The 21,512-nt window shown below is 39.7% G+C and carries 30 protein-coding genes and 1 pseudogene; 11 read left to right on the plus strand and 20 right to left on the minus strand.

From position 1 onward, the window contains the following. Positions 1–91 precede the first annotated feature (91 nt). From OVN21_RS07640 to OVN21_RS07710, 15 genes are all read right to left on the minus strand, one after another. Complete coding sequence (locus OVN21_RS07640) at positions 92–430, minus strand: HNH endonuclease (protein WP_267248000.1); 339 nt, start codon at positions 428–430, stop codon at positions 92–94. 92 nt (positions 431–522) lie between these two features. Continuing rightward, entirely contained in the window at positions 523–1,086 is a 564-nt protein-coding gene (locus tag OVN21_RS07645; RefSeq protein ID WP_267247950.1) for a hypothetical protein, read from the minus strand. Between the two features lie 607 nt (positions 1,087–1,693). Next, on the minus strand, positions 1,694–3,148 hold the full coding sequence (locus OVN21_RS07650) for a virulence-associated E family protein (protein ID WP_267247951.1): 1,455 nt from the start codon (positions 3,146–3,148) through the stop codon (positions 1,694–1,696). Further along, complete coding sequence (locus OVN21_RS07655) at positions 3,141–3,656, minus strand: hypothetical protein (protein WP_267247952.1); 516 nt, start codon at positions 3,654–3,656, stop codon at positions 3,141–3,143. Before OVN21_RS07655 ends, OVN21_RS07650 begins: the two co-directional genes overlap by 8 nt. Further along, complete coding sequence (locus tag OVN21_RS07660) at positions 3,653–3,925, minus strand: hypothetical protein (protein ID WP_267247953.1); 273 nt, start codon at positions 3,923–3,925, stop codon at positions 3,653–3,655. The genes OVN21_RS07655 and OVN21_RS07660 overlap by 4 nt, the downstream gene beginning before the upstream one ends. Further along, the gene (locus OVN21_RS07665; protein ID WP_156011852.1) at positions 3,918–4,259 is read right to left on the minus strand and encodes a DNA-binding protein; all 342 of its coding nucleotides are present in this window, start codon (positions 4,257–4,259) and stop codon (positions 3,918–3,920) included. The genes OVN21_RS07660 and OVN21_RS07665 overlap by 8 nt, the downstream gene beginning before the upstream one ends. After that, positions 4,240–4,530, minus strand: a complete 291-nt coding sequence (locus tag OVN21_RS07670) for a hypothetical protein (RefSeq protein ID WP_267247954.1) — start codon at positions 4,528–4,530, stop codon at positions 4,240–4,242. Before OVN21_RS07670 ends, OVN21_RS07665 begins: the two co-directional genes overlap by 20 nt. Then, positions 4,527–4,742, minus strand: a complete 216-nt coding sequence (locus OVN21_RS07675) for a hypothetical protein (RefSeq protein WP_267247955.1) — start codon at positions 4,740–4,742, stop codon at positions 4,527–4,529. The genes OVN21_RS07670 and OVN21_RS07675 overlap by 4 nt, the downstream gene beginning before the upstream one ends. Next, the gene (locus OVN21_RS07680) at positions 4,739–5,185 is read right to left on the minus strand and encodes a hypothetical protein (RefSeq protein WP_267247956.1); all 447 of its coding nucleotides are present in this window, start codon (positions 5,183–5,185) and stop codon (positions 4,739–4,741) included. The genes OVN21_RS07675 and OVN21_RS07680 overlap by 4 nt, the downstream gene beginning before the upstream one ends. Before the next feature lie 78 nt (positions 5,186–5,263). Further along, complete coding sequence (locus tag OVN21_RS07685) at positions 5,264–5,413, minus strand: hypothetical protein (RefSeq protein WP_267247957.1); 150 nt, start codon at positions 5,411–5,413, stop codon at positions 5,264–5,266. Then, complete coding sequence (locus OVN21_RS07690) at positions 5,410–5,547, minus strand: hypothetical protein (protein WP_267247958.1); 138 nt, start codon at positions 5,545–5,547, stop codon at positions 5,410–5,412. The genes OVN21_RS07685 and OVN21_RS07690 overlap by 4 nt, the downstream gene beginning before the upstream one ends. Positions 5,548–5,549: 2 nt before the next feature. Then, positions 5,550–5,978, minus strand: coding sequence for a hypothetical protein (locus tag OVN21_RS07695; protein WP_267247959.1), 429 nt, complete (start codon positions 5,976–5,978; stop codon positions 5,550–5,552). Positions 5,979–6,123: 145 nt separating this feature from the next. Beyond that, complete coding sequence (locus tag OVN21_RS07700) at positions 6,124–6,303, minus strand: hypothetical protein (RefSeq protein ID WP_267247960.1); 180 nt, start codon at positions 6,301–6,303, stop codon at positions 6,124–6,126. A gap of 268 nt (positions 6,304–6,571) precedes the next feature. After that, positions 6,572–7,198: a Rha family transcriptional regulator gene (locus OVN21_RS07705; RefSeq protein ID WP_267247961.1), complete on the minus strand. Its 627-nt coding sequence runs from the start codon at positions 7,196–7,198 to the stop codon at positions 6,572–6,574. Positions 7,199–7,212: 14 nt separating this feature from the next. Continuing rightward, positions 7,213–7,428, minus strand: a complete 216-nt coding sequence (locus tag OVN21_RS07710; RefSeq protein ID WP_054430827.1) for a helix-turn-helix transcriptional regulator — start codon at positions 7,426–7,428, stop codon at positions 7,213–7,215. A 165-nt stretch (positions 7,429–7,593) separates the two neighbouring features. On the opposite strand from OVN21_RS07710, the gene OVN21_RS07715 reads away from it, so the two are divergent. The 4 genes from OVN21_RS07715 to OVN21_RS07730 all read left to right on the plus strand — a co-directional run bounded on the left by OVN21_RS07715 (position 7,594) and on the right by OVN21_RS07730 (position 12,150). After that, the gene (locus OVN21_RS07715; protein WP_267247962.1) at positions 7,594–8,331 is read left to right on the plus strand and encodes a helix-turn-helix domain-containing protein; all 738 of its coding nucleotides are present in this window, start codon (positions 7,594–7,596) and stop codon (positions 8,329–8,331) included. Between the two features lie 182 nt (positions 8,332–8,513). Further along, a complete protein-coding gene (locus tag OVN21_RS07720; RefSeq protein WP_267247963.1) occupies positions 8,514–9,680 on the plus strand; it encodes a tyrosine-type recombinase/integrase in 1,167 nt (388 codons plus the stop codon). Between the two features lie 126 nt (positions 9,681–9,806). Continuing rightward, positions 9,807–10,085: a DUF6110 family protein gene (locus OVN21_RS07725; protein ID WP_000910910.1), complete on the plus strand. Its 279-nt coding sequence runs from the start codon at positions 9,807–9,809 to the stop codon at positions 10,083–10,085. Position 10,086: 1 nt separating this feature from the next. Next, on the plus strand, positions 10,087–12,150 hold the full coding sequence (locus tag OVN21_RS07730) for a heavy metal translocating P-type ATPase (RefSeq protein WP_267247964.1): 2,064 nt from the start codon (positions 10,087–10,089) through the stop codon (positions 12,148–12,150). A 77-nt stretch (positions 12,151–12,227) separates the two neighbouring features. Here OVN21_RS07730 and tyrS read toward each other — a convergent pair whose 3' ends face one another. Next, positions 12,228–13,484, minus strand: a complete 1,257-nt coding sequence (tyrS, locus tag OVN21_RS07735; protein ID WP_267247965.1) for a tyrosine--tRNA ligase — start codon at positions 13,482–13,484, stop codon at positions 12,228–12,230. 214 nt (positions 13,485–13,698) lie between these two features. On the opposite strand from tyrS, the pseudogene OVN21_RS07740 reads away from it, so the two are divergent. The 4 genes and pseudogenes from OVN21_RS07740 to OVN21_RS07755 all read left to right on the plus strand — a co-directional run bounded on the left by OVN21_RS07740 (position 13,699) and on the right by OVN21_RS07755 (position 15,848). Further along, positions 13,699–14,749 (plus strand): annotated as a pseudogene (locus OVN21_RS07740) (transposase). 73 nt (positions 14,750–14,822) lie between these two features. Further along, positions 14,823–15,086 (plus strand): transposase, encoded by a 264-nt coding sequence (locus tag OVN21_RS07745; protein ID WP_267246841.1) that lies wholly within the window; start codon positions 14,823–14,825, stop codon positions 15,084–15,086. A 35-nt stretch (positions 15,087–15,121) separates the two neighbouring features. Continuing rightward, the gene (locus OVN21_RS07750) at positions 15,122–15,601 is read left to right on the plus strand and encodes a transposase (protein WP_267247281.1); all 480 of its coding nucleotides are present in this window, start codon (positions 15,122–15,124) and stop codon (positions 15,599–15,601) included. Then, entirely contained in the window at positions 15,585–15,848 is a 264-nt protein-coding gene (locus tag OVN21_RS07755; protein WP_267247966.1) for a transposase, read from the plus strand. Before OVN21_RS07750 ends, OVN21_RS07755 begins: the two co-directional genes overlap by 17 nt. A 92-nt stretch (positions 15,849–15,940) precedes the next feature. Here the strand turns inward: OVN21_RS07755 and OVN21_RS07760 are convergent, their stop codons facing one another. From OVN21_RS07760 to OVN21_RS07775, 4 genes are read right to left on the minus strand one after another with little or no spacing between them, the layout of a single operon-like run. Continuing rightward, positions 15,941–16,570, minus strand: coding sequence for a bifunctional 4-hydroxy-2-oxoglutarate aldolase/2-dehydro-3-deoxy-phosphogluconate aldolase (locus OVN21_RS07760; RefSeq protein ID WP_267247967.1), 630 nt, complete (start codon positions 16,568–16,570; stop codon positions 15,941–15,943). Between the two features lie 9 nt (positions 16,571–16,579). Further along, positions 16,580–17,581, minus strand: a complete 1,002-nt coding sequence (locus OVN21_RS07765) for a sugar kinase (protein ID WP_267247968.1) — start codon at positions 17,579–17,581, stop codon at positions 16,580–16,582. Between the two features lie 30 nt (positions 17,582–17,611). Continuing rightward, on the minus strand, positions 17,612–18,253 hold the full coding sequence (locus tag OVN21_RS07770; RefSeq protein WP_267247969.1) for an RpiB/LacA/LacB family sugar-phosphate isomerase: 642 nt from the start codon (positions 18,251–18,253) through the stop codon (positions 17,612–17,614). A gap of 18 nt (positions 18,254–18,271) precedes the next feature. Then, positions 18,272–19,087, minus strand: coding sequence for a gluconate 5-dehydrogenase (locus tag OVN21_RS07775; protein WP_267247970.1), 816 nt, complete (start codon positions 19,085–19,087; stop codon positions 18,272–18,274). 272 nt (positions 19,088–19,359) lie between these two features. On the opposite strand from OVN21_RS07775, the gene OVN21_RS07780 reads away from it, so the two are divergent. From OVN21_RS07780 to OVN21_RS07790, 3 genes are read left to right on the plus strand one after another with little or no spacing between them, the layout of a single operon-like run. Next, positions 19,360–19,794: a PTS sugar transporter subunit IIA gene (locus OVN21_RS07780; protein WP_267247971.1), complete on the plus strand. Its 435-nt coding sequence runs from the start codon at positions 19,360–19,362 to the stop codon at positions 19,792–19,794. A gap of 11 nt (positions 19,795–19,805) precedes the next feature. Continuing rightward, a complete protein-coding gene (locus OVN21_RS07785; RefSeq protein ID WP_267247972.1) occupies positions 19,806–20,996 on the plus strand; it encodes a glycoside hydrolase family 88 protein in 1,191 nt (396 codons plus the stop codon). Between the two features lie 10 nt (positions 20,997–21,006). Next, positions 21,007–21,498 (plus strand): PTS sugar transporter subunit IIB, encoded by a 492-nt coding sequence (locus tag OVN21_RS07790; protein WP_000211084.1) that lies wholly within the window; start codon positions 21,007–21,009, stop codon positions 21,496–21,498. The last annotated feature ends 14 nt before the right edge of the window (positions 21,499–21,512 follow it).

Below are 21,512 nucleotides of genomic sequence, written 5' to 3' on the forward strand. Positions count from 1 at the left end.
TTACTTCACACATATCTGTTATTTTTTCGAGTTTTAAATATTTTTTTATTTTTCTTTTTTACAAAAAAATTTTAATTCTTTCATTAAGACTTCAAGCTCTATACCTAGTCCAGTCCCTGGAGTGTGGCAAGTTCCTGTTACCTATGACAGTAGCATTAGCTGATCTATCGTCAGCGTAAAGCTTGTCAGACTTTTGTCTGTTGCATTGCCAATGGGCTAGTTGCAGATTCTCTATTGATGATGGATGACCACCTTTTGATACTGGAACCACATGATCTATCACAGGACTTAGTGGGTGAGGGTACTTCAATGATTTATCGACGGGGAGCCCACAAATCCCACAAGTATTTTTTGTTTTGAGAATAATATTTTTATTCCTTTCAAAAGCAACTCGGTGAGGACCACTCCGGTCGGTCTGTCCTTGGGGTATTCATCTAGGGAGGGCCCTTTCTTTTATGTGGGTGGGGTGACCTCTACTCTCAGCTGTGAGTTCCTTATACATTTATATTTCTATTGAAGATTTTATTGTTTTTTATTGTAGTTTAAAATAAATTTATACGCTTCAAACTCCTTAAAGCAATTCATTGCATCACGAAGATTTTCGCCTCTGATTTCGTAGGAATGAAAATTAAATCCTGTAGTGCCTTTAGTGGTAAAGTTTGTTTGTAAATCATGGATTGTGTTCTCAGCTTCATTTCTTAAGTTATTGTATTCTGTATAAAGATCTTCAAGTTCTTTAAGAAGACTACTAGCATTTTTAAAGAATCTATCATCTTCTTTTTTCATAAAATCACGGATTTCATCCTCAATACTTTGCGTCTGTTCTTTAGAAAAATAATTCTTATTTTCAATGCTACTGAGACGATTTTTGTACATTTCTCGTTTTTTATTTAATACGGAAATCTTTTCTTCAATTTTGGTGTAAGATTCAGCATCCAGGTTGGCTTCAGCAGCAGCCAATTTTTCATACTGTGAACTAATTTCAGATTCGATTATTGGTAAATGATCACTGATTTCAGCTAATTCTTCCGCTTGTTTGTTCCGTACTTCTTCTAGTTTCTTTTTATTTTTTTCAATTACATTCATTTTCTTCTCCAATTTTTTGTTAAGTATTTTTTGTATTCATCGTTGATTTGTTTTGTCTCGTTTCTTATCCTTGGTTTTTCTAACATTTTTACCTCATTTCACTACTGTTATATTTAACATATCTTCTATTCTGTTAAATTCAAGCCGTTTTCTCAATCCCTTTTGTATCAAGGGGATAGGTCTATTTTGCGTTTTTTAATTTACATTTTTTCATTATGTTAAATACACATGAATTTTATAGCTAAAATAACCTCCAAAAATCAAATCCAATCACTGAAAAATAATCAGTTTCAAAAAGGTAGTCATTTTTGGGCATCTAGTGACTACCACCTCCGCCTTACAGTCCCAAGGGTTTACAAAGAGCGTAGTCAGGTAGTCACCTTGCTCCCAAAAAAAATAAATAATAAACACCTTAACTCTATTTACTCTACACACTTTATAAATAATATAAAATAACTACTTTTTTATATAAAAGTCAATCATATCAAGGGTTTAGGGGGGTAGTCAGTAAAATCTTAAAAACTACCCTTTTTCTAAATCCTTTTTGTTCAAAGGCTTTAGCTATCATCTGAAAAGTAGTCATTTTTTGAGTTAGTGACTACCCTAACTACCTTTTATGTTTTGAGTAACCAGGTTTAACGCTTTTTCCAAATTTCAAAGATCGTTTGTGTTCCCATCCCTCTTTATTTTGCATATACTTTTTAACCTTTGCTTTATCCTTTGGTGGTGCTTTGTCGGTTAGATAGACTTCTTGGAAAAATAGGTTTATAGTCATCTTGTCACGTTCTACCAATTCGCCATATTTATCTGTATCAAGTTCCGCCGTTCCACCTTTACTATTTCTAAAATAGCCCTCGTTCATCATGTCATAAATATAGTAATACCTGGTTCTATCTGTAACTGGGTAATGGTACATGTTTTTTGGAAAAGGTAAAGCCAAATAACGATCCAAATCCTCAAGAGTTTCATCAGCAAATTTGTACCTACTTCTTACCTCATTTACCAGGTTCTCCTGTTCTTCTGTCAGGGTCAAAGACTTGTTAGACTTCCAAGCTACCACCATAGCACCCCAAAAGGCTCTACGGTCTTTTTCCGTCCACTTCCTGCCCTTATAGGCGGTGTCCTTGTGGACTTCTGCAACCAGAAAGCGCCTTTCTCCTGTCAGGTCGTTTAAATAATCATGGTCATTGGTTGCCCTCACGATGATAAAACTCTTAGGTAGTCGCCTGTCGCTTGAGGCGTAAGGCGGCCTAAACTCCATCTTGGCTTCTGTGATGAATTTCTTCAATTCTGAAAAACTAGCCTTTTTACTGGCCACCATCTCATCATCAAATACACACCAGTTTCTCACCATTCTAGCCTTGTCATCTTTATCTGTAAATGTTTCAACCGTTGTAAAATACTTGTGAGTAAAAAGCCCCTCAAAAAATTGGGTTTTTCCTACTCCCTGCCGTCCGGTCAAGTCCAGCACAAAATCAAACTTGATAGAGGGGTCAAACACCTTAGCAACTGCCCCACGGAAAAACAAATCTATGATAATACGGTTATATTCGTCATCCTTGATATTGAGATAATGCCTTAAAATATCAAAGGGATCACGCTGATTCACTAACTCTTTATACTCGCTTTCGCAAGATTCCAGATAGTCTTTTAAAGGGTTGTAACTGTGTTCTCCAGCTACCACTTCCAAGATATCAGCGATATCTCCTTTTTTATAATCCATCTTGTACTTAGTAGCAATATAAGCCCTAATCTCTCTGATAATCAGGTCATCGATTGCACCGCTCAAGGTTCTACCGTTTAGCTTCATTGGTCTAGTCACGTCAATTTCATAAGTAAAGACGTTGTACTGTATCGCCCCTTTTAGCTTGCTATCTCCATTCAAAATCTTCTTGAGATTGTCCAAGTTGACCGCAAAGCCATCCCCTCTTGCTTTTTTGGTCAAGTTTAGGCTATTGTGTTCCTCGTCGGTCTCCCTTGCTTGGGTCAAGTTCACCACTTCAGGCGGTGCTTGTTGTTGATTCTCTTCGATGATCTTACTTACAATTTCCTCACTATTCAAAAGCCACCTCCTTATAGAATGTTGTCGCTACTTCTAGGAAATAGCTGGCTAGGTCTTTCCGTTTGATGATTGCAGAAAACAAGTCCACCAACTGACCAAAACTGTAGCCATTCACAAATAGCAAGCGGACAAAGAGTGAAGTCTCATGTCTGGTATAAATGCCGTTACAAATCAGGTCAAAAATCCAGCCTTTCAACTCCATTCCAAGCCCCTGCCGTTGCTCAGTCAATTTGTTCACCTCTAAATCCTTCAAGATCATCAGTAATTCAGGACTAGCCAAACCTATTTCCAAATCTCTGGTCAATTCCCAGCCCTCTACTTGCTCGCTTTCGTCTTTAACTGCCATATACAAGCCTTTGTAGTGAAAAGCCGTCAACCCCTCGCCTATCGGCTCAAAGTAGATAAATTTGTAGTGATTTCCATTCTTCCATACTTGAGTAGGGCTAGACTTGAGAAAGCCAAACAAAGGCAATTTGTCAGCGGATAGAATTAACTCAAGCCTCCTCATTCTTCCACCCCCAGAAACTTCCAGATGTCAGTTACTAAATAATAAATCATTCTGGAACCTTCGTCTGGCGGTTGATAGCGTCTCAAGCCTTGCCTTTCCCACTTGCTCAGCGTGTTGTCACTAATTTTTAATTCCTCTTTGAGTTCGGTTCTACTTATTAGCTTGGTCAATCTTGGCGGTACTTTCTCATGCGCTTCCAGGTATCTTTCCACTACCTCCAGAATGCCATGCGTCAAATCATGCTCACTTTCTCGGCTTAAGCTAAACATATCCGCCCACCTCCTTCAAGGTTTCTTTGTAGCTTTCTAGGTCACTATTCATCAACACCGCTAGGCGTTTGCTCTCCTCCTGTACTTGATTATAAAAAGCCTTAGCCCCATCTAGTAGCTCACCTTTATTGGCTGGTATAAAGTAGCCACTAAAAACGCCACATCTAACCCCCACAATAGGGATGTTATGCTTGACTACTAGGCGCTTGATGATGTCACGTACTGTTCTTTCTGTTAGCTTGGTTGTCAGGCTGATTTCTGCCCCTGTTATGGAGTTCTCAGCACCTACCTTGATTAGTCTTAATACTCGTTTGTCATTCTCTGATAGACTCATTCAGTTCCTCCCTTCTGGTTTTATTTGAAAAGGTTATTTGTCCACTCAGTACGCCGTAAATTATAGCTTTCTGCTCTTTTAAAATCACATCAATAGTTTTATAAATAACCTCCCTTGTTTCATTGTCCAAAAGTTCCCCAGCTAGTATCCTTTTAGTTGCTGCTAAACGTGCTACATCGTCCATACACATAGCTAGAAAAATCTCTTTAGTAAAATAAGGTTCATCTGGTATTTTTTCAATATCGGGGTATAAATTCATTGTGTAACTCATTCCATCCCTCCCCATACGTTGACGCCTGCATGCTGGATATATCGCCCATAATCAGGGTTTAAATCCTCGCTAGGTGTTTCTATCGTCTGTTGGTTTTCTCGCTCTATTTGGGCGCTTTTTTTGCGGTCTCGGTGGTTTAGATAAAGCAGTAAGCCAATCAATACCACGATTAAGATAACAGCCTGTGTATTACTTATATCTAGTTCATTCATTTTAATAACCCTCTTTCTTTCAAATCCTTGATAATTAGGCTACGTAGATAATCCCAAATATTACCAGTATTATCTGTTGCTAGTTTATTCGGATCTGTAAAACTCCTAACAGCTTTATTCAAATAGTTAAATAATAACCAATTCGGGCGCTCCTTGCCTAAACGAATAGAATTATCCGCCATCAGTTCATCATGTTTTTTCAACTCACCTAGTAAGTTGCTGATGTTTGCATCTAAAAATGTTTCATGTTCCGCTTCCTGTTGTTTATAGGTTTTAGTCAGTTGATGAAATTCAATCCATAACCCAGTCATTGTCTCCCTACAATCTTCGGCAATCTCTGTCGCTCCGTGGTGTTTCTTTGATAAATGCCATTCTGACAAAATATCTAGCTTATTTTCTACGATTGCTAATTGTTTTTCAAATTTGTTGAAATATTCATCCATTTTTTCTTTACCTTCTATGTCTTTTACTATACAGTTTTTCAAAACCTTTTCTAATTGCTTGCCTGCTCTTCGGTTTTCTTAGTTTTTCTTCATTTCGTTTACGGCTTTATCTGCTAGCCGTTGCCATTGTTTTCTAAATTCTAGTTCATCTATCCGCCCATGCAGAAAGTCGCTCAGGGCGTAAGTGGCACGGCTGTAGAATTGCTTGGCTCTATCATAATTTGTCATTCTTTTGCCTCATTTACTGCTTTTACTACCTTTTCTCTTAGTTTTGTAAATTCCTCAAGAAATTCATCTTGAGTTATAACTCCACGATTAAAAGTTATAATCAAGGCGCTTGCTCTTTTTGTGTATTGTTCCATCCCTAGCTCTCCATCATGTCATAAAGTAGGGCGTAGTGTTTATCTGGTATTCTGTCCAAGGCTTTCAAGCCGTCATGTTCTGCTTTTTGTCTGGTTTCCGCCTTGACCGTGCTATCAAAGGCGATAGAAAAGGCGTTTAGCATTGCCTTATAGCGGTCTACGCTCTTCAAATAGCGCCCACGGTCTGATAATTCCTTGTCTTCCAATTCCTCTTTTACCGTACCGTCCAAGAGTTCAAACTTAGTGTAAACTCCTTTTTCTACTTTAAAACCTAGTCGCTTGTTTTGTCTGAGATTGTAGAGATTAACCTTACAACTGTCTAAGTTGCGATAACCTAATACTCCAGCGATTTCTTCTAAGTTTTTGCCCTCTAATTCAGGCAATTTTTCAGCAATATCTTTAAATTTTACTACTTGATGTTGTTTTCCCATTGTATACCTCATTTTTTGGGTACGCAAAAAGCGCACTCTATTTCTGTGTTTGACAAATAAGAGTACGCATGATAAGATATTTACGTACCTCATTCGTGGGGGATGCAATAGTGTAGATCCAAACTTTGGTCGGGGAGGGTCTACGCTATTTTTTTAATTCTTGATAGACTTTTTCCAGTCCAATCATCAAAATATCTGTTTGAGTTTTTCCAGTTTTTTGAACACAATAATCAAGCATTGCTACTTGTTCCTCTGTCATTCTCAATCTTTTACTTTGATTTTTGGGATTTGAGGTAGGTCTACCAATCTTTTTAGATGTGGTCATTTCGTCCTCCTTTCTGTATCCACAAATGTATTATATAAATTGTGGATACAAATGTCAACCCCTAAACCGAAAAAAATTTAAAATCTTCCCAGCGTACCTTATTTTATTTTCAATGTACTAGCGGAAACCGCTGTATTATGCTATAATCAAGGTATAAATCTTTACTAAAACCTCTTTGATAATAGCTTGCCTGCTTTGTTAAATTCGTTTTAGTCATAGTGTGAAAGGCTTTGCGGTGTGGTTATTGCTAAGCCTTTTTTTGTTGCTCTCACACGCTTCTTTGGCGTGTTTTTTTATTTCTGAATGCCATAGCCTTGATTTCCTGATAACTCATATTCAAGCCAATCATGGCTATTACCATATCCTCAAATGCCTGGTATTGCTCCAGCTCGTCACTTGTCAAGCTATCGATGCCATTGTAGCCCCCACGTTCTTCCCTTAACTGCTTAGCGTTCCTGTCAGTTACTGCCTTCAGTAGTAGGTTGTTCATGGTGCTATGCGCGTGCTTGGGTGCTTGTTCCCAGTTCTCAATACTGTCATGCAAGGTTTTTCTTTTTGGCTTTTCTAGCGCCCTCTGCATACGAAACTTAGAAAGTTCCTCACGCATTTCAAAGAATGCTTTGACTAGGTTCTTCTTAAACTCTTTTACGGGTTCTGTATTTCGTAAGTAAGTGATTAACAAAGTAGCTTGTTGCTCGTTCAAAATATAATCTCGTACATTTTGCCCACTCTCTGAAGGTGAAATTTTAAATTGCACCTTTCCGAAGCTCTCAAAGTCCTCGCGGTGCTTATTCAGCAAGATCTTCAAATGTCTGTGCTTAATTTCAGCGCATTCAGCAACGATGCTGCTTAGTGTATACGGCGCTTTTTTGCCGTCCATGTAGACTAGTTCCATTGGGTTACTCCTTTCTAGTTGTGTCGCTTCTTAAGCGACTTTCTTGGTAAAAAAATTTCGCTAATCGATAACTCGAAAAAAGTACTTAGCGCAAACATTTCATCCAACGTAAAAGCCTTTTCTCCGCGTTCTTTTTGCCCATAAGAAGTAACTGATATTTTTAAATAATCAGCTAATTCTTGCTGAGAAATACCTTGTTTTTTGCGTAAAATCAACAGTTTTTCCTGCAATAACTTTTCCCTCCTTTTTTAGTTTTTATAAGTCGCTTATCAGGCGACAAAACTATATTATCGCTTTTTAGGCGACTTGTCAACAGTTTTTTTGCTAAAAATTAAAAAAAGTTGCTTTTTAAGTGACTTTTTTGTTATAATAAAAATACGAAAGGAGGGGATAACATGGACAATCTCGCTCAACACGTTGGAGAAAAGATAAAATTTTTTAGAAAAGAGAACGGCTGGACTCAATCTGTACTAGCTGAAAAAATGTCAACCAGTAAACAAACAATAAGTAAATACGAAAAGGGTATTATAAAGGTTAATCAAGACACAATTTTCAAACTTGCTGATATTTTCGGCGTGTCTATAGATAGCTTTTTTCCTCCTATCATTGAAGAAATACCTACCACTTCCCCGGTTCAAGCCATCTATGATCAACTAACTCCACCAAGGCAAGGGAAAGCCTTGGCTTATCTTGAAAAGCAACTGCTGGAGCAGAAAAACGAAAACATAGTATCAGAAAACATTATCAGTCTGGACGACTACAGACAAACTACTTACCGTCGTGTTACTGGGGTTGTCTCTGCTGGTAGTGGCTCAATGCAGGACGACGATTTGGATATGGAGGTTTCATTCTATGAGGATGAAATACCAGACGACTATGACGCTATCGCTTATGTCGTCGGCAACTCTATGGAGCCAAAGATAAAAAATGGCGACTATCTTTTTATAAAGAACACCCCACAGGTTGACTATAACACCATCGGTATCTTTCAAGTAGACGGCGCTAACTACGTCAAGAAACTGCGTCAAGGGTATTTAGAAAGCCTTAACCCTGAATGTGCTGATATACAACTAGACGAAAGCAACGATATTCGCACCATCGGCGAAGTCGTGAGTATATACAGGGATAATTAAAAAAACTCCCTCACCTCAAACAAGCCCATATAAGCCCCATATTCGCCGTGTTTCCTATTATGGTACATTTTACCGTCTGACTACTTAAAATCGAAAATAAGGGGGTTCTCGTAGCTCCTCGCATGGTATAAACTCAAAATCTTTTCTAATTGCTTGCCTGCTGATGGAAAAGGAGTAAAACCATGAAAATAACAGAATACACCAAAAAAGACGGTTCTACAGTCTATCGCTCTAGCGTCTATCTTGGTATCGATACCGTAACGAGCAAGAAAGTCAAGACGACTATTTCAGGGCGAACCAAGAGAGAACTTAAAAGCAAAGCGCTGCAAGCTCAAATAGACTTTGAAAAAAACGGCTCTACAGTATATAAAGCAGTTGAGATAAAGACTTACGCCGAACTGGTGGAGAATTGGCTGGAAACCTACTGCCATACGGTAAAAAAGGCAACCCTTACAATAATCAAGAGTAGACTAAAAAACTATCTACTTCCAGCCTTTGGAGACTACAAACTAGATAAGCTAACACCCCCAGTTATTCAAAAGCAAGTTAATCAATGGGCAAAAGAGTACAATCAACTAGGCAAAGGTTACCAAGAATATCCGCAACTTAACTCGCTAAATAAACGCATACTTAAATACGCCGTATCCTTGCAAGTCATCCCTTTTAATCCTGCCCGTGATATCATCGTTCCACGGCGTAAGGCAAAAGAAGGGCAAAAACTAAAATATCTGGATGATGATAACTTAAAAAAATTCTTAAATTACCTGGAGCAGTTGCCTAATACTTACAAAAATTTCTACGATACGGTGCTATATAAGACGCTTCTAGCGACTGGTTTGCGCATTCGTGAATGTTTAGCCCTCAAATGGTCTGATATTAACTTACAAAACGGTACACTAGACGTAAATAAGACTCTAAACTGTGAAAAAGAAGTCACTACCCCTAAAACAGAATCAAGCGTTAGAATGATTGACTTGGATAATAAAACGGTACTCATGCTACGGCTCTACAAAGCAAGACAATCCCAAGTAGGTAGAGAAATAGGCTTGACTTATGAAAAAGTATTTTCTAATTGCTTCGATGAATATAGAGACGCTAGGGCGCTTAGGTCAAGACTTGAGAAACATTTAAAACTTTCTGACTGCCCTCGTTTAACGTTCCACGCTTTCCGCCACACTCACGCTAGCATCTTGCTCAATGCTGGACTGCCTTACAAAGAAATACAAACACGGCTCGGCCATGCAAAACTTTCTATGACCATGGATATTTATAGCCACCTATCCAAAGACAACAAGAAAAATGCTACTTCATTTTATGAAAAAGCCATTGAAAAGATAAAAAGTTCCTAAAAAGTCCACAAATTTTATAAATCGGCTATAAATCAAATCACAAATGCCGCTATACTAGGGAATTTACCCCCTAGACTTGAAATAAAGCACATTTCACTATATAATAAAGATAAGGAGGAAATAAGTATGTTAAAAGAAGTACTAACCGTTGCAAAAGTTGCGAAAAAATCATCACTCTTTTTGGGTGGTGTCGCATTTGGTACCCTTGGTTTGAAAATCTTAGCGAGTAAGGAAGCTAAAAAAGGTTATTCTAAAGCCTTGGCTAAGGCTTACAAGTTGAAAGACGGGCTAGATGCATCTGTTTCTGTTGTGAAACAACATGGAGACGATGTCTTGCAAGATGCTAAATATTTGTACGAGCAAGAGAAAAAAGAAGAGCAATTAGATAGCCTTATAGGAGAATAATATGTCTTTTAAAGTGCTACATAGAGGATACCAACATATCCGACTATCATCTTCTTTTTCACTCACCTTGGATATTCAAGACTATCTTCGTTCCTTGGCGCGAGATGAAAAGGGGATTGAGTCTATCCAGTTTTACATGGATCAACAGCACTTTACTCTACGCATAAAAGAAGGCTTTTCTGTATTAGATAATGCAGAAGCCTTTTTAAAAAGAATTGATAAAGGGAAAGTTTCTGAGTTGATGGCTCTTCCTGTTCGTAGAGAAGAGAGTGCTTATTCTATCGTTTCAGGTGCAGCGATTAAGCGCGTGCTTTTTCGTAGTCTGGTGCCGTCTCCTATTCGCTATATATGGACTTGTTATCAGGCTTTGGGTTATATCAGAGAAGCCTATCAAACACTAGTGCGTAAGGAATTAACGATGGAAGTCTTGGACTGTTCGGCTATTTTATTGTCTTTGTTTATGAACCAATCCAAGACTGCTAGCAACATCATGTTTATGCTTGATTTGGGGAATCATTTAGATCAGTGGTCCTTGAAAAAAACTGCAACAGATTTAGAACAAAGCCTTCTTGCAAAAGAGAGCGATGTATTCCTAGTACAGGGCGATACGGTTGTTAGTATCAAGAGTTCCGATGTTCAAATAGGAGATGTTTTGGTTCTATCTCAAGGAAATGAAATTCTGTTTGATGGACAAGTAGTTTCAGGTTTAGGTATGGTCAACGAAAGTTCCTTGACGGGAGAGAGTTTTCCAGTTGAAAAAAGAGAGTCTGATTTGGTTTGTGCAAATACAGTATTAGAAACTGGAGAGTTGCGCATTCGTGTGACCGATAATCAGATGAACAGCCGTATTTTACAGCTGATTGAGTTAATGAAGAAATCTGAAGAAAACAAGAAAACGAAACAACGCTATTTCATCAAGATGGCAGATAAGGTCGTCAAATATAATTTCTTAGGGGCTGGGCTAACTTACCTATTGACAGGTTCTTTTTCTAAGGCTATTTCTTTCCTATTGGTCGATTTCTCCTGCGCTTTGAAAATCTCTACTCCTGTAGCTTATTTGACAGCTATCAAGGAGGGGTTGAACCGTGAAATGGTGATTAAGGATGGAGATGTTCTGGAGAAATACCTGGAAGTTGACACTTTCTTGTTTGATAAGACAGGAACAATCACAACTAGTTATCCTATAGTTGAAAAGGTGTTACCTTTTGGGGATTATAGCGAGGAAGATATTCTCAGAATCAGTGCCTGTCTTGAGGAACACATTTATCATCCTATTGCTAATGCCATTGTCAAGCAAGCTGAGATAGAGGGAATTGAACATGAGGAAATGCATGGGAAACTCCAATATATCGCAAGTAAGGGGATCAAATCCCATATAGATGGCCAACCAGTTCTTATTGGGAATTATGTCTTGATGCAGGATGAGTGGATTCATATTAGTTTGGAACAACATGCTTTGATTGAAGAGTACAAGAATCACTACAATCTCTTGTTCTTGGCTTATCAGAATGAATTGATTGGAATGTTCTGCATCCATACTCCTTTGAGAAAAGAAGCAAAAGCAGCCTTGGAGAAACTTAAGGAACAAGGGAAAAAATTGATTCTGGCAACAGGGGATACCCTAGTTAGGACAGAGGAATTAGTCAAAGATTTGCCCTTTGATCAGGTCTATATAGACTTGAAACCTGATGGGAAATTTGAGTTAGTAGAGGAACTGCAGAAAGAAGGTCATACTATTTTGATGGTTGGAGATGGGTTGAATGACTCAGCGGCTCTAACCCTATCAGATATCGGTGTAGTGATGAATGAGAGCGCAGATATTTCTAAGCAGATGAGTGATATCTTATTGTTAGATAATCGCTTGGATTTCTTCCAAGAGTTGGATTCGCTATCATCATCTTTGCAAATACTCATCAAGAAGAATATTCAAGATACCATTGTCGTAAATAGTAGTTTGATTGGCTTTGGCTTATTTAATTGGCTCAGTCCCTCAAATCTCTCTATCTTACATAATCTAACAACCTTGCGCATTGTCCTGCGTAGCCTGTATATTAAAAATAGATAGATGAGAGTTATTAACAGCAAAAAGGAGTTACCTTTCTCGAGGTTAACTCCTTTGTTTATAGATAAATGTTGAACAGTTTAGTAAGTTAATACAAAGTATTTTTTCTTACCACGACGGATAACAGTCAGTTCGTTTTCTAACTTATCTGCGTCATTCAAGACATAGTCAAGGTCTTGAATGCGGTCGCCGTTTACGTAGATAGCTCCGTTTTGGACGTCTTCACGGGCTTGGCGTTTTGAGTTAACTACACCAGATGACACCAGCAGTTCCACGATATTGTGGTTCTCGTCTGCTTGCACTTGGTAGTTTGGCACTCCACGAAGTCCTTGTTTGAGCTCTTTAACAGAAAGATTTTTGATGTTTCCTGCAAAGAGTTGCTCAGTGATGTTAAGGGCTTCTTTGTAGGCTTCTTTACCGTGGACAAGAGTCACGACTTCACGAGCCAAGACTTTTTGAGCCAAGCGTTCATGTGGAGCTGCTTCAAATTGTTTGCGGATGTCTTCAATCTCGTCCAGTGACAAGAAGGTAAAGATCTTCAAGAAGCGAACAGCGTCAGCATCCATCACGTTCATCCAGAATTGGTACATTTCGTATGGAGAAGTCTTTTTGGGGTTAAGCCAAACAGCGTTTCCTTCTGATTTACCAAATTTCTTACCAGTTGCATCTGTAATCAATGGAACAGTGATAACGTGGCCAGTCTTGTCAGCCTTACGACGAAGCAATTCGGTACCAGCTGTCATATTTCCCCATTGGTCAGAACCACCGATTTGAAGCGTTACGCTGTGGTCTTGGTTAAGGACGAAGAAGTCGTAACCTTGCATGATTTGGTAGGCAAATTCTGTGTAAGAAATCCCGGTTTCAATCCGTTTTTTAACAGACTCTTTGTTCATCATGTAGTTGACAGTGAAGTATTTTCCGACATCACGAAGGAAGTCAATGAAGCTGATGCTGCCAAACCAGTCGTAGTTGTTGACCATGACAGCTTTATTTTCCCCATTTTCAAAGTCAAGAAAACGAGAAAGTTGTCCTTGGATAGACTTGACCCAGCCGTCTACTGTGTCTTTTGTTTGGAGACTACGCTCAGCATCTTTGAAGGACGGATCTCCGATGAGACCTGTAGCACCGCCAACAAGCGCATAAGGTTTGTGACCTGCTAATTGCAAACGACGACTTGTCAGGATTGCGACAAGGTGGCCTAAGTGAAGGCTGTCAGCAGTTGGATCGTAGCCAGTATAATAAGAAACTTGACCTTCTTCTAGGGCTTTACGCAAAGCTTCTTCATCAGTCGTTTGAAAAATCAAACCACGCTCTTTTAGCTCATCAAAAATGTGCATGTGTCTTTTCTCCTTTTTAAAATTATTGTTTCTAACTATTGTATCACAAACTTGGGCAATAGCCTAGTAGAATAAGGAAGAAAGTGGCTATTTTATTGATACGGTAACTTCTCAAAGTAACTTCCACTTTCCTGACCGAAGTGGAAATTCGTCTAAAACGGATTTTTATGGTGGAATTAAGTGTGAGACGTTTGAGTTAGAAATGAGGCCTACTCTGACCAAACAGAAACACCTTACCCTTTCAGACCGTAATGATATCCAACTAGGCTTAGAGCGCTCAAAACTATTGGACAATCCATTCTAAAAGACCTGACCACTGTTTCTAAAGAAGTCAAACGAAATAGACAAGGCCGAGAGTCTACGTGTGATAACCTTCCTTGCACTTTACTCGATAAAGTTCCCTCTGTCTGTAATGATTGCCCTAAAAGAAGACAAAATTGCGGATTTAAAAAAATCTTCTACCTTGCTAAACAAGTTCAAAAGCAATACGAACAAACTCTTGTCGAGGCTCGTGAAGGAACTCCTCTCAATTCTCAGACTTTCTGGGACTCCGAAAAGGCTACCTATCTATCGCTCCTATTGACCTAGCCAGAGCCGTTAAATTCAAAGAAAGACGGAAAAATAGGCTACCTTCCATCCCTAAAGAAGCTAAAAAACCGTTCCTCTGAGGATTTTCAAATCTATTTAGCCCTGAATCAACTAGACTCATGGCTGGAAATGGACACGGTTATGGGCAGAATGGGAGGTAAAATCCTAGTCACCTTCAATCTTTCCTTCTGTAACTTTATCTTCGCTAGGCTGCTGGAGAATAAAACTGCCCTTGCGGTTACCAAACACCTCATGATATTAAGAACACTCTTCACCAAGCGAACAAAGACTTTTTCCAACTCTTTCCCGTCATTCTTACCGATAATGGTGGAGAGTTTGCCAGGGGCGATGATATCGAAATGGATGTTCGAGGAGAAAGTAAACTTTTCTTTTGTGACCCTAATCGCTCTGACCAGAAAGGGAGAATTGAGAACATTCACACGCTGATTCGCGACATTCTACCTAAAGGAACTTCTTTTGACAACTTCATTCAAGAGGACATCCATCTCCTCTGTTCGCATGTCAACAGTGTCAAACGCGCTGCTTTGAATGGAGAGTCAGCCTATGAACTCTTTGCCTTTACTTACGGAGAAGGGATTCCTAAGCTTCTCGGCATTTCTAAAATACCTGCAGAAGACGGCTGTCAATCTTCTAAATTGCTTCAACAGTGGTTCTAAAAACGAACCTTCAACCCCATTCAAACGTCTCACTCTAAGAATCTGTATTCACAAAAAATGTTAAACTAAAGATATGATACGAAAAACATATGATACCGATTTAACCGATCAAGAATGGGCTAAACTTGAACCCTATTTCTCCCAACATCGCACCTATAAGTGGTCTAAACGAGAACTCGTGAACGCCACCTTGTATATCACTAAAACAGGTTGCAAATGGCGCATGCTCCCTCATGATTTCCCTCCTTCCCTAACTGTCTGGAGTTTCTTTCGTCGTGCCAGAGAGAGCGGTTTGTGGGACACCATTTTGACGGAACTGGTTAAAAAAAGCGACTGAAAGCTGGTAGAGCAGCCCCTCCAACCTATGCTATCATTGATTCTCAAAGCGTGAAAACAACAGATGCTGCAGAGGAACGTGGGATTGATGGCGGTAAGAAAGTCAAAGGGAGGAAGCGCCACATCCTTGTGGATACTATGGGAAATCTTCTTGATGTGGTGGTTCATGCAGCTCATTTGCACGACACAAAATCAGGCTTTTTAGTGGCTCGCAAAGTGATGCTACAATTCCCAACCATCAAGACTTTTTCAGCCGATGCTGGTTATCGTAAAAGCTCTGAGGAGATGATGGTGAAGGAGTTTGGTTGCCCAGTAGGTATTTCTGAAAAAATCAAGGCCAGCTGGCAAATCATCCCCAAACCTTGGGTTGTTGAGCGAACTTTTTCTTGGTTGAATCACTCTCGAAGATTAGCTAAGGATGTTGAAAAATCCGTATCGTCAGAGCTTGCTTTTGTCAAACTTTCACACATTAATCGGCTTTTAAAGGCTCTATCATTTTGTGAATACAGGTTCTGAATCAGCTCCTCAAAAGGGACTGTATATGAATGAAGGCTATCAGCACTTAAAAAATAAAGAATGCCAGGCGCTTTTATCTCCCCAAGGTAGACAGATTTTCGCTCAACGCAAGATTGTCTTTGGACAGATAAAGGCTTGTTTGGGGTACAAGAGAGGTAATCTGAGAGGGATGCGTCAAGTGAGAATTGACATGGGATTGGTACTTATGGCAAATAAGCTCCTAAAATACAATAAGAGAACGACTTAAAATGAAAAAGCTAGAGTTCTGCAATTGGAAATCTCTAGCTTTTTTGTGGTTGAGAACTATTTTGTCCTAGGTTCAGTTTACTTTACTTCATTTTATCTGAGTGTAACATACTGTTGGGCAATCTCGCTGATGCGGTCAAAGTTGCCTTGGGAAGCGAGTTTATTGAGTTCGCCACCAATTCCAACGGCGTCTGCACCAGCAGCGAACCATTGAGGGATGTTGTTTAGACCGACTCCTCCGGTTACCATTACGGAAACTTGTGGGATCGGTGCCTTGACTGCAGAAATATATGCTGGACTGAGAGCACTACCTGGGAAGAGTTTGATGATTTCACTACCGGCTTCAAGTGCAGTCGTGATCTCTGTGAGGGTAATACAGCCTGGAATGTACGGTGTGCTGTAGAGATTGCACATTTTCGCAGTTTCAGCATGGAAAGATGGAGAAACAACGTAATTTGCTCCGGCTAGAATGGCATCTCTAGCAGTTACGGCATCAAGCACAGTACCTGCACCGATACAAACACTCTGTTCGTCCTGATACAAGTCTACAAGTTCCTTGATGATTTGTCCTGCATACTGATTGGTATAGGCGATTTCAATAGCTTTGATACCGCCCTTGATACAAGCAATCGAGGCTTGCAGTCCTTCTTCCTTTGTATTTCCTCGAATGACAGCGACAATTTTCTGTTTTTTTAGTTCAATAATCGTATCTGATTTAGTCATGTAATTCTCCTAACGAATGATATCTTGTGCACTTGCCAGTAAATTTTCAATACTAGTTGCGGAAGTGGAGAGATGGTCTCCTGGAAGAGTGCATTTGAGAGTTGCGCTCGCAACTGCAAAGTCAATGGTAGTTTTTAGGGAGGAATGATGGAGTAGTTGGTAAAGGGCACCAGATATAAAGGCATCCCCGCTACCAACTCGTTGATAGACTGCAGTTTTTAGTTGGACGGACTCTTCAAATCCTTCTCCCAGAGCATAGGCCTGATAGACATTTTTGTCTTGTTCATCACTAGAGCGGAGGGTATGGAAAATGGCCTTGAAACCATAGGCTTCTTTTAAAAGTTGCATGCGATTTTCCACCTCTTTTAGGCTGGCTCTGTCTCTTGGGAACATTTCTAGATTTTGGTCATCAATCATGAGAGGATCAATACCAAAGCAATAGTCAGCGAAACGTGCAAACTTAGAAAATTCATACTTGGCTTCTAGGACTGAAATCATCTTTGTTCTCAGATTGAGATCCATTGAAACGATAATCCCTCGGCGCTTGGCTTCTTCCAAGAGTAGGAGAAGGAGCGTACGGACCTCTTGACCGATAGCTACGGTGATTCCACTGAAATGAAAATGGCTAATCCCCTGAAAGAGAGAATCCATATCGAGCATGTTTGGCCGAATCTGGCTGATACTTGTATGCTTACGATCGTAGAAAACTTCACTTTGACGACAACCAAAGCCGTTCTCCAAATAGTAGAGGCCGATTCGATCGCCAAGCCGACAGATTGAACTGGTATCGATTTGGTGCTGTTTCAAGAATGTGAGAAAACGATCTCCCATCTCGTTGGCAGGGAGTGCGCTAAAGACTTTCGTTGAGATACCCAGGGCTTGCAAATTACAAGCGATGTTAATTTCTGATCCGCCAAAATAAGTCGAACTGGCAACATGATCGCCGATACTGGTGGCATCTAATGGTGAGATTCGAATTAATGGTTCGCCAAACAGTAATATTTTCGTCATCCATTAGTTCCTTTCTGGTTTAGAATAGCTTTACTTGGCTAATACTTCTTTCAAATAAGCAGCGACTTCGTCATCTTGGCAGTTTTCAAAGAAGTATTCTTGGAAGTATTTGCCAGAGATGGTGTCTTTGAGGAAGTCTTGGTCGATTGTTTTAAGGATGGTCATCAAATCATTGTGGGTGATTTGTTTCACCTCGTTCAAGATACGAGCGTTGCGTTGTTCAGGGATTACACGTTCTCTTGGGTAGCCACCGCCCATTTCTTCAGCAAATAAGCGTTCAAACATCAATTTGAGGGTCAGTTCTGCCCCCCAACCAAATCCTTTGGCATAAGGGATAGACAAGGCGTTACCACCATTGATTTGAGAATAAAGGTAAGCGTCAGTTGGGTCCACTGCTAGACCACAGACAACGCCAGGGAAACTGTTCAAAGCAAGCATAGCCCCTACACCTGTACCACAGCCGGTAACAACAAAGTCAACTGCATTTGTATTTAAAAGGATGGCAGCCATTAGTCCGTTTTGTACGTATGTTAATGGATTTTCACCTTCTTCACCACGCATACCATAGTTAAATAATTGGTAGTCTTTTTTATCTGTTGCTTCTTTCAGACTATCGTAAATAATGTGATTCTTGCTAGCTTGACTATTTTCATTGATTAATGCGATTTTCATAAGATCCTCTTTCTATTTTTACTCAGGCTGTTTTCCGATGTAGGCTAAGATACCACCATCTACATATAGGATGTGGCCATTGACAAAATCGCTGGCATCACTAGCGAGAAAGACAGCAGGCCCCATCAAATCTTCAGGATTTCCCCAACGTGCAGCAGGTGTTTTTGCAATGATGAACTGGTCAAATGGGTGGCGAGAACCATCTTCTTGCAACTCACGAAGAGGTGCTGTTTGAGGAGTGGCAATATAACCCGGTCCAATTCCGTTACATTGGATATTGGCTCCACCGTATTCAGACGCAATGTTGCGGGTCAACATTTTCAAGCCCCCTTTAGCGGCAGCATAAGCGCTAACCGTTTCACGTCCCAGTTCGCTCATCATCGAACAAATATTGATAATCTTTCCATGCCCTTTCCTTATCATAGAAGGAATAACTGCCTTTGAAACGATAAATGGTGCGTTTAAGTCAATATCGATGACCTTACGGAAATCAGCGGCGCTCATTTCGCACATTGGAACTCGGCGGATAATACCAGCGTTATTAACGAGGATGTCAATGACCCCAACTTCTTGTTCGATTTGCTTGACCATGGCTTGGATACCGTCCTCGTCTGTCACGTCACAGACATACCCATGGGCTTCGATGCCAACTTCACGATAAGCTTCAATCCCTTTATTGACCAGATCTTGATTGATATCGTTAAAGACAATAGTAGCGCCGGCTTCAGCGTAGGATTTGGCAATAGCAAATCCAATTCCATAAGAAGCGCCGGTGATGAGAGCAATTTTTCCTTTTAAAGAAAACTGCTCAATTGAGAATGATGTATTTGTCATTTGATACTTCCTTTCAAATTTGTTAAGACTTCTCTATAATCAAATTATATTCTAGTAAACCGGTTTTGTCAATAATTGAGTATTTTGATTTCTAAAAATTTTTATTTCCATAAAAAAACAGAAGATTTTGAAATTTCTGTCTATTTATAACAGTTAAACAAGCAATGAAAGCGCTAATATTTTTTTAAAAAACTATTGACAAGATAAAAATAAAGGATTACAATATGAAATGTAAAGTAAACCGGTAAACTTAAACAAAGAAAGGAGAAAAGATGAAAATTGTACTTGTAGGGCATGGACATTTTGCCACAGGGATTTATAGTTCTTTACAATTGATTGCAGGCAATCAAGAAAATGTGGAGTCGATTGACTTTGTGGAAGGAATGTCAGCAGATGAACTCAAGCAAAAAATCTTACTTGCAATTTCAAATGAAGAAGAAGTTTTAATCCTAAGTGATCTCTTGGGAGGATCGCCATTCAAGGTTTCTTCTACCATAATGGGAGAAAATCCAGCCAAAACAATGAATGTTCTCTCAGGTTTGAACTTAGCCATGTTAATGGAAGCAGTCTTTGCTAGAATGGCTCATAGCTTTGATGAGGTTGTTAATAAATCAGTAGCGGCGGCCCAGGGCGGAGTCGTAAATGGTAAAAAATTGTTTTCAACGGATGCAGAGGCAGAGGAAGAAGATTTCGAATCGGGTATTTAAAGGGTAAAAGAATGATAAAAAAGGTTACGATTGAAGAAATAAAATCGCCTGAGCGCTTCTTAGAAGTACCACTTCTGACGAAAGAAGAAGTCGGCCAGGCAATTGATAAGGTTATTCGGCAGTTAGAACTCAACCTTGACTATTTCAAGGACGATTTCCCGACGCCAGCTACCTTTGATGATGTCTATCCAATCATGGATAACACGGAATGGACTAATGGTTTCTGGACGGGAGAACTGTGGTTGGCTTATGAATACAGTCAACAGGATGCATTTAAAAACATCGCTCATAAAAATGTTCTTTCTTTCCTGGATCGTGTCAATAAGAGAGTAGAATTGGATCACCATGATCTCGGCTTCTTGTACACACCATCTTGTATGGCTGAATATAAGATAAATGGAGATGGGGAGGCTAGAGAAGCAGCCTTGAAAGCTGCAGATAAGTTGATTGAACGCTATCAAGAAAAAGGTGGCTTTATTCAAGCTTGGGGAGACTTGGGCAAGAAAGAGCATTACCGTTTGATTATCGACTGCTTGCTCAACATCCAGCTCTTGTTCTTTGCTTATCAAGAAACAGGCAATCAAAAATACTACGATATTGCAGAAAATCATTTCTATGCTTCAGCTAATAATGTAATCCGTGATGACGCTTCGTCCTTCCACACCTTCTATTTTAATCCTGAGACAGGTCAACCCCTTAAAGGTGTAACGAGACAAGGGTATAGTGATGATTCATGCTGGGCACGTGGTCAATCATGGGGAGTCTATGGTATTCCTTTGACTTATCGTCACCTGAAAGACGAGTCCTGCTTTGACTTGTTTAAGGGTGTAACCAATTATTTCTTGAATCGTCTGCCAAAAGATTATGTTTCTTATTGGGATTTGATTTTTAATGATGGTAGTGATCAATCACGAGATTCTTCAGCAACAGCTATCGCCGTCTGTGGGATTCATGAAATGCTAAAACATCTCCCAGAGGTGGATGCTGACAAAGATATTTATAAACATGCTATGCATGCCATGCTTCGTTCTTTGATCGAACATTATGCAAATGATCAATTTACCCCTGGTGGGACAAGTCTCCTCCACGGTGTGTACTCATGGCATTCAGGTAAAGGAGTGGATGAAGGCAATATCTGGGGTGACTACTATTACCTAGAAGCGCTTATCCGTTTCTACAAAGACTGGAATCTATATTGGTAGGAGGAGAAATATGACGACGCCAAATATTATTATGACCCGTATCGATGAACGTTTAATTCACGGGCAAGGACAACTTTGGGTAAAATACCTGGGGTGTAATACAGTTATTGTTGCTAATGACGAAGTGAGCACAGATAAGATGCAACAAACTCTGATGAAAACAGTTGTGCCGGACTCAGTTGCCATGCGTTTCTTCCCTTTGCAAAAGGTGATTGATATTATCCACAAGGCGAATCCCGCGCAAACAATCTTTATCGTTGTGAAGGATGTAAAAGATGCTTTAACCTTGGTAGAAGGTGGTGTTCCAATTAAAGAAATCAATATTGGGAACATTCACAATGCCCCTGGTAAAGAGCAAGTAACACGCTCTATCTTCCTGGGTGAAGAGGACAAGGCAGCCCTCAAGGAATTGAACCAAACTTATCAAGTAACATTTAATACGAAAACAACTCCAACAGGAAACGATGGAGCTGTTGAAGTCAACATTATGGACTATATTTAAAAGAGGAGATCGTT

Source organism: Streptococcus sp. Marseille-Q5986 (assembly GCF_946902915.1).
Lineage (GTDB): Bacteria > Bacillota > Bacilli > Lactobacillales > Streptococcaceae > Streptococcus.

Excerpts from the sequence above, each read along its gene's own strand:
- OVN21_RS07645 (WP_267247950.1), bottom strand. The coding sequence starts at position 1,086 with ATGAATGTAATTGAAAAAAATAAAAAGAAACTAGAAGAAGTACGGAAC.
- OVN21_RS07655 (WP_267247952.1), bottom strand. The coding sequence starts at position 3,656 with ATGAGGAGGCTTGAGTTAATTCTATCCGCTGACAAATTGCCTTTGTTT.
- OVN21_RS07660 (WP_267247953.1), bottom strand. The coding sequence starts at position 3,925 with ATGTTTAGCTTAAGCCGAGAAAGTGAGCATGATTTGACGCATGGCATT.
- OVN21_RS07665 (WP_156011852.1), bottom strand. The coding sequence starts at position 4,259 with ATGAGTCTATCAGAGAATGACAAACGAGTATTAAGACTAATCAAGGTA.
- OVN21_RS07670 (WP_267247954.1), bottom strand. The coding sequence starts at position 4,530 with ATGAGTTACACAATGAATTTATACCCCGATATTGAAAAAATACCAGAT.
- OVN21_RS07675 (WP_267247955.1), bottom strand. The coding sequence starts at position 4,742 with ATGAATGAACTAGATATAAGTAATACACAGGCTGTTATCTTAATCGTG.
- OVN21_RS07680 (WP_267247956.1), bottom strand. The coding sequence starts at position 5,185 with ATGGATGAATATTTCAACAAATTTGAAAAACAATTAGCAATCGTAGAA.
- OVN21_RS07685 (WP_267247957.1), bottom strand. The coding sequence starts at position 5,413 with ATGACAAATTATGATAGAGCCAAGCAATTCTACAGCCGTGCCACTTAC.
- OVN21_RS07690 (WP_267247958.1), bottom strand. The coding sequence starts at position 5,547 with ATGGAACAATACACAAAAAGAGCAAGCGCCTTGATTATAACTTTTAAT.
- OVN21_RS07695 (WP_267247959.1), bottom strand. The coding sequence starts at position 5,978 with ATGGGAAAACAACATCAAGTAGTAAAATTTAAAGATATTGCTGAAAAA.
- OVN21_RS07700 (WP_267247960.1), bottom strand. The coding sequence starts at position 6,303 with ATGACCACATCTAAAAAGATTGGTAGACCTACCTCAAATCCCAAAAAT.
- OVN21_RS07705 (WP_267247961.1), bottom strand. The coding sequence starts at position 7,198 with ATGGAACTAGTCTACATGGACGGCAAAAAAGCGCCGTATACACTAAGC.
- OVN21_RS07715 (WP_267247962.1), top strand. The coding sequence starts at position 7,594 with ATGGACAATCTCGCTCAACACGTTGGAGAAAAGATAAAATTTTTTAGA.
- OVN21_RS07720 (WP_267247963.1), top strand. The coding sequence starts at position 8,514 with ATGAAAATAACAGAATACACCAAAAAAGACGGTTCTACAGTCTATCGC.
- OVN21_RS07725 (WP_000910910.1), top strand. The coding sequence starts at position 9,807 with ATGTTAAAAGAAGTACTAACCGTTGCAAAAGTTGCGAAAAAATCATCA.
- OVN21_RS07730 (WP_267247964.1), top strand. The coding sequence starts at position 10,087 with ATGTCTTTTAAAGTGCTACATAGAGGATACCAACATATCCGACTATCA.
- tyrS (WP_267247965.1), bottom strand. The coding sequence starts at position 13,484 with ATGCACATTTTTGATGAGCTAAAAGAGCGTGGTTTGATTTTTCAAACG.
- OVN21_RS07745 (WP_267246841.1), top strand. The coding sequence starts at position 14,823 with ATGATACGAAAAACATATGATACCGATTTAACCGATCAAGAATGGGCT.
- OVN21_RS07760 (WP_267247967.1), bottom strand. The coding sequence starts at position 16,570 with ATGACTAAATCAGATACGATTATTGAACTAAAAAAACAGAAAATTGTC.
- OVN21_RS07765 (WP_267247968.1), bottom strand. The coding sequence starts at position 17,581 with ATGACGAAAATATTACTGTTTGGCGAACCATTAATTCGAATCTCACCA.
- OVN21_RS07770 (WP_267247969.1), bottom strand. The coding sequence starts at position 18,253 with ATGAAAATCGCATTAATCAATGAAAATAGTCAAGCTAGCAAGAATCAC.
- OVN21_RS07775 (WP_267247970.1), bottom strand. The coding sequence starts at position 19,087 with ATGACAAATACATCATTCTCAATTGAGCAGTTTTCTTTAAAAGGAAAA.
- OVN21_RS07780 (WP_267247971.1), top strand. The coding sequence starts at position 19,360 with ATGAAAATTGTACTTGTAGGGCATGGACATTTTGCCACAGGGATTTAT.
- OVN21_RS07785 (WP_267247972.1), top strand. The coding sequence starts at position 19,806 with ATGATAAAAAAGGTTACGATTGAAGAAATAAAATCGCCTGAGCGCTTC.
- OVN21_RS07790 (WP_000211084.1), top strand. The coding sequence starts at position 21,007 with ATGACGACGCCAAATATTATTATGACCCGTATCGATGAACGTTTAATT.